The sequence below is a fragment of the Mesosutterella multiformis genome, assembly GCF_003402575.1.
GTDB lineage: Bacteria > Pseudomonadota > Gammaproteobacteria > Burkholderiales > Burkholderiaceae_F > Mesosutterella > Mesosutterella multiformis.
The window spans coordinates 1,683,379-1,699,740 of sequence record NZ_BGZJ01000001.1; the positions used below are offsets into that span (position 1 = coordinate 1,683,379).

14 protein-coding genes and 1 tRNA gene are annotated in these 16,362 nt (G+C 53.6%); 11 read left to right on the forward strand and 4 right to left on the reverse strand.

Going from position 1 to position 16,362, the window contains the following annotated elements; all coding sequences use genetic code 11:
• The first annotated feature begins 47 nt into the window (after positions 1–47).
• The 8 genes from M4NBBH2_RS07710 (at position 48) to M4NBBH2_RS07745 (ending at position 9,916) form a co-directional block, all read left to right on the forward strand.
• A complete protein-coding gene (locus M4NBBH2_RS07710; protein ID WP_200832723.1) occupies positions 48–1,361 on the forward strand; it encodes an NCS2 family permease in 1,314 nt (437 codons plus the stop codon).
• A 221-nt stretch (positions 1,362–1,582) separates the two neighbouring features.
• Positions 1,583–1,780 (forward strand): hypothetical protein, encoded by a 198-nt coding sequence (locus tag M4NBBH2_RS07715; RefSeq protein WP_125064652.1) that lies wholly within the window; start codon positions 1,583–1,585, stop codon positions 1,778–1,780.
• A gap of 244 nt (positions 1,781–2,024) precedes the next feature.
• Positions 2,025–2,597 carry a Spy/CpxP family protein refolding chaperone gene (locus tag M4NBBH2_RS07720; RefSeq protein WP_116270387.1) on the forward strand — a complete coding sequence of 191 codons (573 nt, stop codon included), beginning with the start codon at positions 2,025–2,027 and terminating at the stop codon, positions 2,595–2,597.
• 760 nt (positions 2,598–3,357) lie between these two features.
• Complete coding sequence (locus tag M4NBBH2_RS07725; protein ID WP_116270388.1) at positions 3,358–3,729, forward strand: hypothetical protein; 372 nt, start codon at positions 3,358–3,360, stop codon at positions 3,727–3,729.
• Positions 3,730–3,747: 18 nt separating this feature from the next.
• Positions 3,748–5,430 carry a hypothetical protein gene (locus M4NBBH2_RS07730; protein ID WP_125064653.1) on the forward strand — a complete coding sequence of 561 codons (1,683 nt, stop codon included), beginning with the start codon at positions 3,748–3,750 and terminating at the stop codon, positions 5,428–5,430.
• Positions 5,427–5,963 carry a hypothetical protein gene (locus M4NBBH2_RS07735; RefSeq protein WP_202973740.1) on the forward strand — a complete coding sequence of 179 codons (537 nt, stop codon included), beginning with the start codon at positions 5,427–5,429 and terminating at the stop codon, positions 5,961–5,963. Before M4NBBH2_RS07730 ends, M4NBBH2_RS07735 begins: the two co-directional genes overlap by 4 nt.
• Positions 5,960–6,409 carry a YadA C-terminal domain-containing protein gene (locus tag M4NBBH2_RS07740; RefSeq protein WP_116270391.1) on the forward strand — a complete coding sequence of 150 codons (450 nt, stop codon included), beginning with the start codon at positions 5,960–5,962 and terminating at the stop codon, positions 6,407–6,409. Before M4NBBH2_RS07735 ends, M4NBBH2_RS07740 begins: the two co-directional genes overlap by 4 nt.
• Positions 6,410–7,165: 756 nt before the next feature.
• On the forward strand, positions 7,166–9,916 hold the full coding sequence (locus tag M4NBBH2_RS07745; protein WP_170135118.1) for a YadA-like family protein: 2,751 nt from the start codon (positions 7,166–7,168) through the stop codon (positions 9,914–9,916).
• 1,192 nt (positions 9,917–11,108) lie between these two features.
• Here the strand turns inward: M4NBBH2_RS07745 and M4NBBH2_RS07750 are convergent.
• Complete coding sequence (locus tag M4NBBH2_RS07750; protein WP_116270393.1) at positions 11,109–11,981, reverse strand: metal ABC transporter solute-binding protein, Zn/Mn family; 873 nt, start codon at positions 11,979–11,981, stop codon at positions 11,109–11,111.
• Between the two features lie 103 nt (positions 11,982–12,084).
• On the opposite strand from M4NBBH2_RS07750, the gene M4NBBH2_RS07755 reads away from it, so the two are divergent.
• Genes M4NBBH2_RS07755 through M4NBBH2_RS07765 form a run of 3 tightly spaced genes read left to right on the forward strand, consistent with a single transcriptional unit; the run spans position 12,085 to position 14,055 of the window.
• Entirely contained in the window at positions 12,085–12,762 is a 678-nt protein-coding gene (locus M4NBBH2_RS07755) for a metal ABC transporter ATP-binding protein (RefSeq protein ID WP_170135119.1), read from the forward strand.
• Positions 12,755–13,591: a metal ABC transporter permease gene (locus M4NBBH2_RS07760; protein WP_200832722.1), complete on the forward strand. Its 837-nt coding sequence runs from the start codon at positions 12,755–12,757 to the stop codon at positions 13,589–13,591. The genes M4NBBH2_RS07755 and M4NBBH2_RS07760 overlap by 8 nt, the downstream gene beginning before the upstream one ends.
• A complete protein-coding gene (locus M4NBBH2_RS07765; protein WP_116270395.1) occupies positions 13,588–14,055 on the forward strand; it encodes a Fur family transcriptional regulator in 468 nt (155 codons plus the stop codon). The genes M4NBBH2_RS07760 and M4NBBH2_RS07765 overlap by 4 nt, the downstream gene beginning before the upstream one ends.
• A gap of 39 nt (positions 14,056–14,094) precedes the next feature.
• Here M4NBBH2_RS07765 and rbr read toward each other — a convergent pair whose 3' ends face one another.
• The 3 genes from rbr to M4NBBH2_RS07780 form a co-directional block, all read right to left on the reverse strand.
• The gene (gene rbr, locus M4NBBH2_RS07770) at positions 14,095–14,637 is read right to left on the reverse strand and encodes a rubrerythrin (RefSeq protein ID WP_116270396.1); all 543 of its coding nucleotides are present in this window, start codon (positions 14,635–14,637) and stop codon (positions 14,095–14,097) included.
• Positions 14,638–15,326: 689 nt separating this feature from the next.
• Positions 15,327–15,414 (reverse strand) — tRNA-Leu (locus tag M4NBBH2_RS07775).
• Between the two features lie 92 nt (positions 15,415–15,506).
• Positions 15,507–16,358, reverse strand: coding sequence for a hypothetical protein (locus M4NBBH2_RS07780; RefSeq protein WP_174703618.1), 852 nt, complete (start codon positions 16,356–16,358; stop codon positions 15,507–15,509).
• Positions 16,359–16,362: the final 4 nt, after the last annotated feature.

Here is a 16,362-nt window from a genome sequence, read left to right on the forward strand (position 1 = left end):
TTCCTATAAAACCATCCTCAAACTTTCTCTTCGGAGAGGCACCACAAGTGAATGAGCTTCTAAACCGGTATTTCAAAATCGAGGCTGCCGGCTCGAACGTCAGGCGGGAGATTCTCGCAGGCGTCACGACTTTCGTGACGATGTGTTATCTGCTCGCCGTTGTCCCTGGCATGCTGTCCAACACAGGCATCGCGTTCGGCGACGCTTTCGTGTCAACGGTATGGATCACCGTGATCGCGACGCTCATCATGGGCCTCTGGGCTAATTTCCCGGTCGCTGTCGCCCCGGGTCTCGGCATCAGCGCCTTCTTCTCTTTCATCGTCTGCGGACCGATGGGGTTCACCTGGCAGGCAGGCTTCGCCGCGGTGCTCATCTCCGGCATCATCTTCTCTCTCCTCACCTTCACCCGCATCCGGCAGCTGATTATCAATTCGGTTCCGATGTCCATGAAGTCCGCGATTCCGGCCGGTATTGGCTTCTTCATCGCGTTCATCGGCATGAAGAACTGCGGTCTCATTGTGGGGGATAAGACGTCCTTCGTGACGCTTGGCAACCTCTGGGATCCGAAGGTTTTCCTCACCGTGATCTGCGTGATCATCATCGGCGCTCTGATTGCCCGCGGGACGAAGGGTGCCATGATTATCGGTATGGCGATCATCACCGTGGTCGGTTTCGTCTTCGGCGCCACTCCGCTCCCGGACCTTGCCGCTGAATTCGCGAAACCGATCAAGCTTTTCCCGACCGCAACGGCGTTCCAGCTGGATTTCGGCGGTCTGATGAAGCATTCGGTTGTGGTCGTACTCTTCACGCTCTGCTTTATTGACCTCTTTGATAACCTCGGCACGCTGATCGGTGTCTGTTCAAAGGCAGGCTACGTGTCCGCTGACGGCAAGATCCGCGGCATCGACCGCGCCCTGATGTCGGACTCCATCGGTACGCTCTGTTCCGGTCTCCTCGGCTGCACCACCGCGACGACCTATCTCGAAAGCGTTTCAGGCGTTGCCGCTGGCGGCCGCACCGGCCTCACTGCTGTGACGGTGGCTGTGCTCTTTGCCCTTTCTCTCTTCCTCGCTCCGATCCTTTCGATCGTTCCGGTCTACGCCACATCAGCCGCCCTCATGATCGTCGGCGCCATGATGATGGGGACGCTGCGCGCCATCAACTGGGATGACTTCACGGACGCCCTCCCCGCTTTCCTCACCGTTATCTCGATGCCGCTCACGTTCAACATCGCGACCGGCCTCGGTATCGGCTTCATCTCCTATATCGCGGTCAAGGTTCTCACCCGCCGCTGGAAGGATATCAACCCGACGATGTGCGTTCTCGCGGTGCTCTTCGGCATCAGCTTCGCGCTTCGTTAACCGCGGTTGACTGAAAACGCAATCCCCCGGATGCGCTGAATAGCGGTCCGGGGGATTTTTTTGACAACTTCGGTGTTTACAACTTTCCAAATTTGTAATACTTAACCGGAAAAAAGTGTAAGCAAATCATTAGGGTACTGGACTATTCCAAACACACGATGTAATATAGTGTGTGTAATAAGAGAGAAAACAAAATGCCCGAAATTCAAACCAGAACTTATATGCCCCAACCCCTTAGCGGAGAGAAACGGCGCCGCGGCCGCCCGCTGTCAGGGCATGCGAAGGACATCGTCCTTCACATCCGCTGCACCCCCAAGCAGAAAGAGATGTTTCTGAGGCTTGGCGGCGCAGACTGGCTGCGCTCGTTCCTCGACACTGTTGGAGAGGCATTCGACAAGAAGCCGGAAGAAGTTGAGTAGCACCGGTCTTCTCCACATCCCCCATGACAGCACCCCGAAGCCCGGCACTTCGGGGTGTTTCTGTTTCTGAGGATGACACTCACCTGACCCTGCCTTCCGGTTCCACAGGCGGTATCAGATATCCTCCGTGAAACCCCTGAAATACTCTGTAAACACCGCACCTTCCCCGTTACAAAGACAATGCGGCATTTGCACGCCTCTTCTATAGACTTCCAGTTATGCAATTAACCTCAGGAGCAAAACCATGAAGAAGTCTTCCAAGATCATTCTCAGCGCTCTCGCCTCAGCCGGCGTTCTCGCCGCGGCAGCCACCGCCTGGGCCTACCCGGCTGGCGGTCAGCCTCAGGCGGGGTACCCCTGCCCTGCAGGCGGCCCGATGCTCGGACCGGGCCCGGTGATGCCTCAGGGGGCTCAGGGTAAAGTGGATCCCGCTTATATGAACCAGATTTCCAAGCACATCGCCGAAGGGCTCAAGATCACGAGCGCCCAGCAGGGGGTGTTTGACGCCTGGATGAAAGCGGTGACCAATATGGCGAACACTCGCTACGAAGCCCGCCAGGCCATGCTCGGTGCAGAAAGCCGTCAGCAGGCGCTTGAAGCCCGCGCGAAGGTCATGCGTGAAGCGTCGGATAACCTCTCGGCTCTCGCCTCTGCCCGCAAGAACCTGATGAATTCGCTTTCCGCGGATCAGAAGGAAATCTTCCTGCAGTATGAGTTCGGCCATCACGCCGGCAGCATGATGGGCGGATACGGCCCCCATATGGGCGGCTTTGGTCCCGGCCCGATGATGAACGGCGGACACGGCTGCGGCTGGTAAAAAGCCTCTCTGTGCCCTCTTGGCGGCACAGAAAATTTAGGGAGAAGCAGAAATGCTTCTCCCTTATTTTTTATCTTGTAATTTTTTCTTTTTTCCAACCGCTATTGATCGATTTACAACTAAAGGTTAGTTAAGCGTAGGTTAACGATTCAACCCTCTGCTGTCCCTCTTCCTATTCCAGATTTGACTTTTCTTTCGAATTTTCTGGTTACAGCACAATTTATCGTTATTTAGATTAAATTTTTAACAATAACTAGTAGGTCAATAGTGTGAACTTCTAGATCAAAAAACGTATACGGGCCTCGTTAATTTGACCTATATCAATAAAACATCAGATTCAACTTAGTTGATTTTCGTTGCATTGTTGTAAACAATGCAATCAACAAAAATACATTTCCTGTCAAACTTATAGCTTTGCTATTTGTCCAATTTATTGCGCAGATTCTGTTCATATATCGCTGATATCAAAAGTTAACAGAATGATTATTTAAGTAATTTTTCTGTTTTTTTGATTGTTTCAATTTACGTAACAATTTTTTGCTGGTTTTGAAAATTATCAAGTTACTCTCAGCGTTAGTGATTGCATTTATTGAAAATATTTACGAAGTTGGTAAATGCAAAAATCACAAATTTCAATGGGTTATCTATACTGAAATTACAGAAGTTAACAATAACGTAAACACAGAAGGAACCAGCCATGACAAGCAAAATTACTAAAAAAGCGTTCCACGTGCCTCCCCCCTCCCGGCAGGAGGTCAGTATGCAGAATCACACCGGAAAGAACGCATTCCGGTTCTCCCTCTCCATTCTCGCCGCAGCAATCCTGGCGACCACGTCAGTAACAGCGTTTGCGGCTGATGTCGCTGCAGGTACCGGCCCGGGGCTTTCTGTAGGAGCAAACAGCTCCACGGCAAAAGCCAATCAGATCGCGATTGGCAGCGGTGCCGCGGCGACTATGTATTCAAGTAGCAACAATGACGACTCCAGCATCGCTATCGGCAAGAATGCTACAACTTCATCCGAAGGCGGCACTAAGGCTATCGCTGTTTCGTTTGATTTCTCTGGCGGTTCGGGCGGGATTGCGATCGGGGAAAATTCAAGCGCAATCAATGGATCAACGGTTATTGGCTAGCATGACTACACCGGGGCCTTGGGGGACGTCAATATCAACGGAACAGGCACAGGCAATACGTATGGAGACCTGCAGTACGCCGTAGGCGCAACCAGTGTTGGCTATAACACCTATACCGCAGGGCAGTTCGCAACCTCGGTCGGTGCCTATAACGTTAATTCGACAAATTATTTCTTAGCCAATACAAATACCATCAACGGTAAAAGCACAGTTTCCCAAGGATTCGGCGCTACTATTCTCGGTTCGCTGAACAGTAATGAATCCCGGAATTCCCAGTCAGTTGTTTCGGGTATGGCTAACAGTATTGTTGGTGTTGCAAACCGGGTTTCAAATGCTTCCGGCGCGCTTGTCTTTGGTGCCGGAAACCAGATTACAAATTCTCTGCAGAATGACGACACGCTCTCAGGAGTTTTGCCAACTAGCAAATGGGATCTTTTAAGCATGCCTTGGAATGCCTCGGATTTTGCTGCAAAACTTCGTGAACTCGTCAAAAATTCGGACGGCGGCGGCTCTACCCTTGCAATTGGCGGTGCCAACACGGCTGACTGGACTCTGGAAACGGCCCTGCTGGGTGTCGGAAATACCGTAACAGGTTCGGCAGAAAACCCAAGTGCTTTCAACCTGATCACCGGTTTTGCGAACACCGCTGACGAGATCACTCATGTCACAGTTATTGGTTCCGGCAATACCGTTTCGACAGGAACATCCGACATTGTTATCGGCGACAACCACACCTTAACTTCTACAACCGGTGCGGTCGTACTGGGATCTGCTACTGAGACGACAGAAATTTCTGACGCTGATAATTTTGTATCTATCGGCACTGACAGCAATGCGAGTGCCACAGACACAATTGCACTTGGTACCTCCTCCAGTGCGACCACTGCTGATGCTGTCGCAATTGGAAAGTCCAGCAACGCGACTGCACAGGACAGCGTCGCAATCGGCACCTCTGCCAGCGCAACCGCCCAGGACAGTTATGCTATCGGAACCTCTGCAGTCGCCAGTGGGAAGAGCGGATTGGCAATTGGAAACACCGCTAGCGCTCAGGGCGATGGCTCAAATGCCATTGGCTATCAGGTAATATCGAAGGGGCCTTTCTCTTCTGCCTTTGGTTTCCAGAGTCTCGCTAACGCATCAGACTCCTTGGCTGTTGGCTACATATCCAAAGCGTATGGTGTGGACTCTTTAGCTATTGGTTCGCAAAATACGGCTCTCGCCAGTCAATCGGTTGCTCTTGGCTACAAAGCTGTGGCTGGAGCTCTGGGGGCGGATAACAAAATCGCTGGTCTGTCCAGTGTGTCTATCGGCAGCTACACGAAAACCAAAGGTTCGTACTCGGTAGCTATCGGTTACAACACAACAGCATCCACTATCGGTGACATTGCATTAGGTAACACCGCAACAGCTTCTGGTGGCGGGACTGTAGCGCTTGGCACACAGGCTCAAACGAATGGGCTTTATGCTGTAGCCATTGGCACAAATTCGGCCGCTAATTCGCCATCCTCTGTGGCTCTGGGTACAAACTCCACCGCTTCTGTCAGCGGTAGCGTTGCAATCGGCGCTGGTTCAGTCGCTAACCGCGCAGCTGGCGTAGCCGGTTACGAACCTCCACGAAGACTACCTCGACTAAGGTGGACGACTCCACCTGGACATCTACTGCAGCTGCGGTTGCTGTTGGTGATGCCGATGAAGGTGTGACGCGTCAGATTACTGGCGTAGCCGCCGGTTCCGAGGACACGGATGCAGTCAACGTGGCTCAGCTGCGGGCTGCGACATTGACGGCGATTAATACGTCCGCTAATACCACTACCGTTACTACCGATGACCCCAACCTCTCGGTTAAGTCTGAAACCGTAAAGCTTCCTATCACCTCTGAGGGTGAAGATCCCACACCGGTTGCGGAAGCCTCTGGCAAGGATTACTCCGTAACCCTTAGTCAGGATCTGACGAACATGCACAGCGCCACCTTCAGTAATCCTGATGTCTCGTCCACGACGACCGTCATCAACACGAATGGCGTGACGATCACTGGCGGTACTTCAGGCACGGTTTCTCTTACTTCGACGGGCCTCAATAACGGCGGAAATAAGATCACGAAAGTGGCTCCTGGCACCATCTCAGCAACCTCGAGCGACGCGGTCAATGGGGCTCAGCTCCACGAAACGAATGTGAACGTCCAGAAGAACGCGACGAATATTGCCGCTAACCGGACGGACATCGATAACTCATGAACAAATACAACATCGGGCAGCAGGACCTGAAAGATCGCATCAACCGGGCGGGCGCAACGGCCGCGGCTCTTGCCGGACTTCATCCGCAGGATTACGACGAAGACCATAAGGTTTCCGGTTCTCTCGGTCTTGGCTTCTACCACGGAACCCAGGCTCTGGCGGTCGGTCTCTTCGTGCGGCCCACTGAAAACCTGATGTTCAACATCGGCGGTGCCTTCGCGTCGAATGACCACATGCTGAACCTCGGCGTCTCCTATCGCTTCGGTGACAACAGCATGGAAAAGAAGTCTCCGCAGCAGCTGCAGGAAGAGGTGACGTCTCTCAAGACTGAAAACACTGACCTCAGCGCGCGGCTCGCTACCGCGAATGCCCGCATTGACTCTCAGGCCTCGGAACTCAAAGCCCTGAAAGCCCAGATTGCGGACATCCAGAAGCTTCTTCATTAATACAGTCCATCGGACTGGTTCCGGGGAACGCCGGGTTCCCCGGGCACCAGAAAACAGGATGGGGGATTAGCACAGAGTCCTGATTTCTGATGCCCTTTTATGGGAAGGTTTGAAAAAACCTTCCCTTTTTTCGTTTAGCGGCACGGGACAGAAAACCGCCCCCTACAGTTTTCGGTTTCTCCCGGATCATCTTTCTCTTTCCTACGAATCTGGAGCGGCTTCGTAGTTCCAAAACACGTTTTTCAGTCCCGATCACTGGCGGTTTTTGACTTCAATCAACGTTTTTTGTTGTTGATATACATGCAACTATTTGAATTATTGAACTTTTTGCAATCAGAAAAACTGCCATTTCCTGCTTGCTCTTTATGCATGATGGTATACCGTTATTTCACCAGTGTTTGAATAATACCCCCTATGTTCCCTATTTAATCCCTTGTTTAAATGCATTTTTTCAATATACGTTGAATTATCCCCGGATTTTTGGACGTCAGTTATCGAAAAAACGTTGGATTTATCAAATCCTCTTTCCCGTTCTTATTGCATTTAATGAATGCATAACGAACATGAGATGATTGCTAAATCAACAACTTATGGCTCATTCATATAATTTTCCTCACAAAACTTAACAAAAAACACACAGAGGAAAATCTCATGTCAAGCAATGTCATTCACCAGGCTCCCTCCGCCCGGCGACAGGCCAGCCCTTCTAAACGCACCACGGGAAACACTTCTCATTCGTGTTTCGCGGTGTCACTTGTGGCTGCTGCGATTGCTCTCGCAGCCTGCCCCGCCATGGCCGCAGGAATGGTTACTGCAGGCAGCGGCGCCGGCGTCGCTGTCGGCGCGACGAGTTCAACCACTGGAGCCAATCAGGTCGCTGTTGGCCCCAACGCCAGAACAGACAGTACTTATAGCGGCAACGCTGGCGAAGCCAGTATCGCAATCGGCGCCAACGCCAAGACCATCACCGAAGTCGGCAGAAAAGGCGCAGCTGTCGTATTCATGGATCCCTTGTCCTATCTCTTTCATACTGGGAACTTTGGCGCGGGCGGTATCGCGATCGGTAAAAATTCCATTGGCTACAACGGCTCAACCGTTCTTGGTCAGCACGATTACACCGGTCAGATCGGCGACGTGAATGTCAATAAGCAGGGAGACGCTTTCAACTCCTATGAAAACCTTCAGTACGGGTTCGGAGCGACGAGTGTAGGCTATAACTCTTATACCGCTGGTCAGTACGCCACGTCGATCGGTGCCTATAACGTCAATTCCGCCAATTACTATCCGGGCGGAACAAACACGGTCAATGGAAACAGCACTGTTTCCCAGGGGTTCGGTGCCACGATCATTGGCTCTTTTAACAGCAACGAATCCCGAAGCTCTCAGTCCGCAGTCTCCGGGATGGCAAACAGTCTGGTCGGCGTAGCAAACCGGGTTTCCAATTCTTCCGGTGCGCTGGTTTTCGGTGCCGCAAACCAGATTACCAATTCGCTCCAGAATGACGACACGCTGTCGCGGACCCCGATTCTGCCCTCCTCCCCGGTTGAGTTCGCCGACACGCTCCGGGAACTCGTCAGCCAATCAAACGGCGGCGGCTCTACGCTTGCAATCGGCGGTGCTAATACGGCTGACTGGACAAACGAAACCGCAATTATCGGTGTCGGGAATACGGTGAAAGGCGGTGAAGGCGCACCGAGCGCCTATAACCTTTTCACAGGCTTCGCTAACACGGGCGACTCCGTGCACCATGTCACCGTTATTGGGTCCGGAAACTCGGTTTCCCATGCCACAAAAACGATTGTGATCGGTGATAACCGTAATCTCGATACGGTTACCGGCGCTGTCGTCATTGGAAACGCCACGACCGCAACTCCTGTCAAAGCAGCAAACAACAGTGTGACGATTGGTTCCGACAGCCTCGCAACCTTCCAGAGCGGTGTCGCTATCGGCAATACAGCGTCTTCCTCTGGCAGCAACGCGATTGCCATGGGTACCAATTCCAAGGCGGCTATGCTGAATACGGTTGCGATCGGCAATACCGCATCAGCGTCCTACATGGGCGGCGTCGCACTCGGCAACGCGGCGAACTCGACTGGCACTAACGCCACTGCAATCGGCAGCACAGCGACAGCTTCTGGCAGCAACGCGATTGCCATGGGTACCAATTCCAAGGCCGCTACTCTGAATACGGTCGCGATCGGCAATACGGCAACGGCTACCTCCATGGGCGGTGTCGCTATCGGCAACACATCAACCGCGTCCAGCGCCAACGCTACCGCGGTCGGTACGAATACGATCGCCAAAGGAGCGAGCTCGGTTGCGATCGGCAACAACGCCACCGCAACCACGACTGGCGGCGTGGCGATTGGTTCAGGTTCTGTCGCTGATACCTGGTACGGACTGAAGGGCTATGATCCGTCAACCAAAACGATCTCTACAGACACATCCGCAACCTGGATGTCCACCGCATCCGCAGTCTCGGTCGGTGACGCCGATGAAGGAATCACGCGTCAGATTACGGGTGTCGCCGCTGGCTGGAAAGATACCGACGCGGTCAACGTGGCTCAGCTCAAGGCCATTACCGCTGCTTCTTCCACAAAAGTGGACACCAAGGGACCGAACCTCTCGGTTGACACCACGCGTCTCCCGATCACGGCTGATCCCTCCACTTCGCCTCCCGCGAGCACCTACACGGTGACGCTGAGCCAGGACCTGACGGATATGCATAGCGCCACGTTCTCCTCAGACTCGTCCCCCACAACGACGGTCATCAATACGAACGGCGTAACGATCACCGGCGGCTCTTCCGGAACGGTTTCAATCACTTCGGCCGGGCTCGATAACGGCGGAAATAAGATCACAAATGTAGCTGCCGGCACCGTTTCTGCGACGTCGAACGAGGCGATCAATGGGGCCCAGCTCCACGAAACCAATGTCAAGGTTCAGAACAATACGACGAACATTGCGACGAACCGCCGGGATATTGACAACAATACGGCGAACATCGCCGCTAACCGCACGGATATCAATAACCTGCAGAACCAGTTCTCTGCCGGACAGCGGGATCTGAAGGACCGTATCAACCGGGCCGGAGCGACAGCAGCCGCTCTCGCGGGTCTCCATCCGCAGGATTATGACGAAGACCACAAAGTCTCCGCTTCCCTCGGTCTCGGTGTCTATCACGGCACTCAGGCTCTCGCGGTCGGACTCTTTGTCCGCCCGACTGAAAACCTGATGTTTAACGTCGGCGGTGCCTTCGCATCGAACGACCACATGCTGAACCTCGGTGTTTCTTACCGGTTCGGGGATAACAGCATGAAGAAGAAGTCGCCCCAGGAACTGCAGGCCGAAGTGACGTCGCTTAAGACCGAAAACACGGACCTCAGTGCCCGCCTCGCCACAGCTGACACGAAGCTTTCCGCCGCGAATACCCGCCTCGACTCCCAGTCAGCGGAACTCCGGGCGCTGAAGCAACAGATCGCTGATATTCAGAAGCGGCTGAAATAAATCACTCCCATAGCAGCTTGACATAGGGGGCGCCGGGCCCCCTTGGAATCTGCAAAGCAGGAAGGGGGAATGTGCATTGATCCCTGTTTCGCAGACTCCTTTACCGGGAAGGTCCTCCCTGACCTTCCCGTTTTTTTTGCCTTCAGATCTGCAGCGCTCTAAGACTCCCGGTTCAGAAAACTGCTCCAAAGTTCATCCCTGCAAACTCTGTGTCAACCTCCGAAAACCCTTTCTTTCTGCCTGATACCGGCTTAACCCGATACCCCAAGGGGTTATCTTTTTGATACACATCAAAATTATTGCAAGTCAACTTTTTCAACCAAAAGTCAATCTTTTACGTAACCACAGGAAAACGAACTGCCAATTCATCTCAGTTAGATATCATTGCTATCTTTCCGCCTTTACTTAGACGGCTAAGGGTCAGATTTACAGTGCTTTTCATTCAACCATCTGTAAAAACATCATTTTTACAGTGAAATCACCGCATTGTTTCATCCCGGGAAACAGAGAGGGCCTTTTACAGAAATTTATCAGTCTGTCTCAAGCGAAAGTAATTGCAATAATTGAATTCACCGCCCTTCATCTCAATTGCAAAACATACAACATTCAATGACTTATAGAATTGATTTCACAAGAAAGAACAACATAAACGACACACAGAAGGAAGCAGTTTTTATGACTACATCAGAAAAAGGAGGATCGATCTGACCTCCCTTGAAAATGCTTCACCGACGCAGGCAGTGCCCTAAGAAAAGAAGAAGAAAGGTCATTCCGCCGGCGTCACTCACAGACAGAAGTGACGGATTAAAGCTGTGAGTCACGCCAGTTCTCCCGTACCGGACATGCGGCAAAGGATCTCCAGAATCCGCCTCATTAACCGGCATCGCGGAAAACACTTCGGACACTGCCCTCCTCTCCTCAGGCGTCTGACAAAGAACGCTGCATCCACTCTCTCTGGGGGCGCCGGGCTCCCACGGAATCAGGAAACAGGATTGGGGGAAAAAGCACGAATCCCAGTTTCCTGATTCTCTTAAAGGGAAGGCTGATCCATTCAGTCTTCCCATTTTTTTGCTCTTTTTCTCCCCGAACTCAATATAAAAAAACTCTCTGCCTCCCGGAGAAGAGGCAGAGAGCCCGGTTAACGCTTTACTCTGTGTGTCGCGCGGATCAGGTCCGCAGTCTTTTCGCGTCGTTACCGAAAACTTTCAGCAATGTGTTTCAGGTTCTGAGACATACGGGCGGTGAAGCTCAGTTTGTCTTCAGGACTTTCCATCGTGTAGATCGGGACCACCTTGGCGCCGCATTCGCGGGCGAGTGTCCTGGAAACCGCGGGACTTGCGAGTTCCTCAGCGAAAACGGTCTTCACGTGGTTCTTCCGGCAGAAGCTCACGAGTTCCGCAAGCTGCCTCGCGGAGGGTTCTCCTTCCGCGTAAACGTTTTCAACGCTGACCTGCTTCAGACCAAAATCACGGCACAGATAGCCAAACGCCGCGTGCCCGGTAACAAACGTGCGGTTTTTGGATCCGGCGGCCGCCTTGCGGAAGGCGTCGGACGCGGCTTTGATGCCTGAAGCGAAAGCCGCAAGATTCTTCTTATAAACCGCCGCTCCCGCGGGATCCGCGGCTTCAAGCGCCTTCGCGATGTTTTCCGCTTCAAGGATTGCGCCTGAAGGCGAAATCCAGAGGTGGGGATCGATCGCGGCCCCGATCTTCATCGGCGTCACGCCCTGAGACGCCACGACGATCTTCGCGCGGCCGTTGCCGGACGCTTTCAGCGCCTTTTCAGTCCAGGGTTCAAGCCCGAGCCCGTTCTTGATCACGAGATCCGCGCCCGCGAGTCCCCGCATATCACCCGGACGGGGCGAATACTCATGCGGCTCCACGCCCGGAGGGATCAGGGTCGAGACTGTGACCCGGTTCCCGCCCACCGCCTTCGCGATCTCCGCCATCGCGTCAAAAGTGGCCGCAACTTTGACTTTCTTCTCCGCGGCAATCGCTGCGCCCGGAACCGCCATCTGGAAGACGGGAATCAGGGCCATCGCCGCAAGAAGCGATCTTCTCTGCATCACTCTCACTCCTTAATTTGGAAAGCATTTTCAATTTAGAATATCCGCTATCATACATGCTTACCAAAATAAATAGCAAATCCGTTTGTCGAACGGAATGAATATGGTTGAGATTTCCAATTTAAGTTTTTCTTACTCCGGGCACGCGCCGTTTCTCTTCCAGTCGGTCACAGAGACCCTCACTGACGGCTCCTGGACCTCCATTACCGGAGAGAGCGGAAGCGGCAAGTCGACTCTGATCCGTCTGATGCTCGGTCTGCTGAAGCCGTCCGCCGGGTCGATCCGCGTTCCTCGGGGCACCCGGATCGGTTTTGTCCCCCAGGCGTCTGACTACGCGTATTCCGACTTCCCGATCACGCTGCTTGAGGCACTCACCATTTATGAGCGGCTCCGGACCCGGACCGAGAAAGGCATTCTCGCGTCTCTCAGGATCGGAAAAACGAATCTTCGGGACTCCGCTCTTCTCGCGCTCGAATCAGTTGACCTCGGCCATCGGGCGGAGGCGCTTGTCAGTACGCTTTCAGGGGGCGAAATGAAACGCTTCTATCTCTCACGCGCCCTCATTTCATTTCCCGCTCTTCTGATCCTCGATGAGCCCTCTTCCGGACTCGATCCAAAACGGGCCGAGGAAATCTATGAACTGATCCGTCACGTTCATGAGAAACATCACCTCACCGTCATCGCGGTGGAACATAATCTCGGTGCCGCGCGGCGCTACTCAGACCGGATTCTCGAACTGAAAGACGGCCGTCTTACGGAATCGGAGGCGCTTCATGCCTGATTTTTCGGTTTTCAGCGATATCTTCAGTTTCAGCTTCATGCGGTACGCGTTTTTCGCGTCCATCTGCATCGGCATTCTCTGCCCCACGATCGGGATTTTTATTGTGCTGCGGCGGTTTTCGCTTCTCGGCGACACACTCGCCCACGCGTCGCTTGCCGGCGCAGCGACGGGGATTCTCTGCAGCGGGAACCCGATTCTCTACGCGATCGGGTACTCCGTCGCGGCGGGTGCCGGGATCGACCTTCTGCAGAGCCGCTTCCCGAGACGGTCCGACCTCACGCTCGCGATCGTTCTCGCGCTTTCTGCCGGCATCGCCGTGACCCTCATGAGTTCGGGGCTCCTTCACGCGAACGCCGAATCCTTCCTTTTCGGAAGCATCCTGACGGTTGACAGGAGCGACGCGATCGCGATCCTTGTGCTCACGGCGGCCGCCGTGCTCCTCACGTTCCTGCTTCGCTACGACATGATTTATGTCGCTTTTGATGAAGTGGCGGCAAAGTTTGCCGGTGTCCGGATCCGGGCGGTGTCCTTCCTCTTCTCCGTGATCGCCGCGGCCTCAGTCGCTGCCTCAATCAAAATCCTCGGCGCTCTTGTGATCAGCTCGATGGTCGCGATCCCGGTCGCCTCGGCGCTTCAGTTCCGTAAAGGAATCCGCGCGACGGCCGTCATTTCCATCGCGGTTTCTGTGGTTTCAGCGATCGGCGGGCTCTTCGCCTCCTATGCGCTCAATGTCGCGCCAGGGGGCGCCACAGCCCTGATTTCGGTTTTCATCCTCTTATCGGTTATTCTTATTCTCAGAATTCGGGCGAAGATCACCGGACAGTCATGACTGAAGAAAACGAAACGAAACAGAACCCCCGCGGAAGCGGTTACTCAACACGTCAGAAAGCCTCCCTTATCCGCTTTCTCGAGTCGCATCCTGAGGAGTTTCTGACGGCGAAGGAAATTCACGAGGGGCTCGTCGCGAGCGGTGAAAAGATCGGCTACACGACGGTCTACCGGCTCGTCAACGCACTTTCAGAGGAAGGGAAGCTGAAGAAATTTCTGACCAAGAAAGGCGGCCCGATTGTGTTCGAATTCGCGCCGGGTCACGATGAGGCGGAGTTTCACGTGCAGTGCAAAGTCTGCCGGAAGCTCTTTCACCTTCATTGCGGAGAGATTGAGCGTACCGCTGAGGAACTGAAGCATCACCTGGATGCAGAACACGGAATCCTGATTGACTTTCAGAATTCCGTGTTTCAAGGGATCTGCCCCGCCTGCAGACGAAAGGCGGAACAAAACCATCAGGACTGATCCGCAGGTCCTCAGAGGACCCGCGGAACACGGCGTCTATCAGTAGTTCTCGGCGCGGACTTCGAAGAAGCTCTGCGGATGGAAGCAGACCGGGCAGACTTCCGGAGCCTTCGTGCCGATCACGATGTGACCGCAGTTGCGGCATTCCCAGACCGTGATGCCGGCCTTCTCGAACACCTTCTTCTCTTCCACGTTCTTCAGCAGCTTGCGATAGCGCTCTTCGTGGGTCTTTTCAATAGCATCCACGCCGCGGAACTGAGCGGCGAGTTCCGGGAAGCCTTCTTCGTCGGCTTCCTTCGCCATACGATCATACATATCCGTCCACTCATAATTTTCACCGGCAGCGGCAGCGGCGAGGTTTTCCTCGGTCGTGCCGATCTGGCCGAGCTGACGGAACCAAAGCTTCGCGTGTTCACGCTCGTTATCAGCGGTCTTCTGGAAAAGAGCGGCGATCTGCTCGTAACCCGCCTTCTTCGCGACACTTGCGAAGAACGTGTACTTGTTGCGGGCCTGGGACTCACCGGCAAAGGCTTCCCACAGATTCTTTTCGGTCTTCGTACCGGCATAACGATTAGCAGCCATTACTTTCTCCTAGATATTAGAAATGATCCGGTCTGCCACCCGGGGTGATTGGGGGTCCCGGGGACAAATGTGTGGCATACCAGATATGAACATTCTATTCGCTTTTCATAAAAAGTGTGAGTCTTTTTTTATTTTTTTGTATTACCTTAATTTCAATATTGTCAATCACTGAAAGTATCCCGGCAGTGCTTTTCAATGAGAATGAAAATTTCTCAATCAAACCAGTTTCATAACATCACCTGGCGCTTTCCATCCTTCTTAACTCTTTAATTTATATTCCTAATATAGGTAAACCGACCTTACGCCAGCCTTAAGCTGAAGGTATTGAGAACTGTTCTTATTCAGACAGTCCGAGACCGCTAGTGAGGATTTTTGTACTGAAGGATTTATGTCCCTGAGAGCCGGCTGTATTTTCAATTAAATATTTATTGAAACACAAAATTATAGTTAGACGACTAATGGATTTCATCCAAAAGCAGGTCCCGATTAGGAATTTTTCTGTCGTTTTTCAGTATCAGACCGGATACTGATGAACTCAAAAATCACAGAGGAAACCGACTGAGACGGGTATCTTTCCTGAATGGAAAGCTCGGCTGGAAGGCGGGAACGCAGGAACCGGGGGGAACAACCCCGCATACATAAGAAAAGAGCCCGAAATGCCTCTTAGAAGCACTCCGGGCTCTGAAAACTGGTGCGGAGAGCCGGACTTGAACCGGCACGCCCTCAACGGGCGTCAGGACCTAAACCTGGTGCGTCTACCAATTTCGCCATCCCCGCGCACGAAGGCTCTATTTTACAGAAAAACTCTGAAAAGTGCCTTCAAAAAAGCTGTGCAGATTTAAAAAATCAGAGTCGCAGCCAGGGTGGCGTTACTTGGCTGCGGGCTTCTCGGAACCGCAGCCGCAGGTGCAGCCGCCTTCCTCATGCTCGTGATGGTGACCACCGCAGCCGCATTCACCCTCTTCATGCTCGTGGTGATGGCCGCCGCAGCAGCACTCGCCTTCTTCATGATCGTGGTGATGACCGCCGCAGCCGCATTCGCCCTCTTCATGCTCATGGTGATGGCCGCCGCAGCCGCACCCGCACTCTTCCTCTTCGTGATCGTGGTGGTGACCGCCGCAGCCGCAGCTACACTCTTCCTCTTCGTGCTCATGGTGGTGACCGCCGCAGCCGCATCCACACTCCTCTTCCTCGTGGTGATGGTGATGACCGCCACAGCCGCAGCCGCATTCATCGTCGTCATCGTGATGGTGGTGATGGCCGCCGCAGCCACACCCGCAGCCGCAGGAATCCATAACGATCGGGGTGAAGGGTTCAGTGACTTCGGTATAGGTGAGGCCGATCTGCTTCAGCGCAAGCCCCAGGTCTTCGTCCGCCGCGACACCGAAACCATCCTCAGTCTGAGACACGCGGTAGCCGCGCATCAGAAGAGCGGAACCCGCCTGCTGCATCAGATTCATATCGCCCGTGACATGGAACACGACTTCAGGCGCCGCGCTCACCGCGTAGAGCTGCCCATGATCATCCATCAGGATGTCATCGATCTCAAGCGGACGCAGTTCATCAACCGAAACCGTCACTTCGTACGCTTCGCCGCCCGCCTCAAAGGTGGAGGGAAGCTCAGCGCGGAAGGCGCTAATCAGGGGGATTTGCTTCATTCTCGCGAGGAGAACAGGAGCGGGCTTCGATCCCGCCGGAAGGATTTTGGTGAGCGTGGTCATTGTG